This window comes from Leifsonia sp. SIMBA_070 (genome assembly GCF_046534635.1).
Taxonomy (GTDB): domain Bacteria; phylum Actinomycetota; class Actinomycetes; order Actinomycetales; family Microbacteriaceae; genus Leifsonia.
The window spans coordinates 1-273 of record NZ_JAWRYK010000270.1; the positions used below are offsets into that span (position 1 = coordinate 1).

1 pseudogene is annotated in these 273 nt (G+C 66.3%); it reads left to right on the forward strand.

Going from position 1 to position 273, the window contains the following annotated elements:
- Positions 1-273: pseudogene (locus SB754_RS20310) on the forward strand (translation initiation factor IF-2); the annotation flags it as partial.

The window sequence follows — 273 nt, forward strand, 5'->3', positions numbered from 1 at the left end:
GCGGTCGGCGGCATCACCGAATCGGACATCACGCTCGCCGCCTCGACCGGGGCGATGGTCATCGGCTTCAATGTCCGTGCCCATCCCCAGGCGCGCGAGATGGCCAAGCGCGACGGCGTCGAGATCCGCTACTACAGCGTCATCTACGAGGCCATCGACGATGTCCGCAACGCGCTATCGGGCATGCTGTCGCCGACGGTGCGCGAGCAGTTCATCGGCTACGCCCAGATCCGGGAGGTCTTCCAGATCACCAAGGTGGGCAAGGTCGCCGGC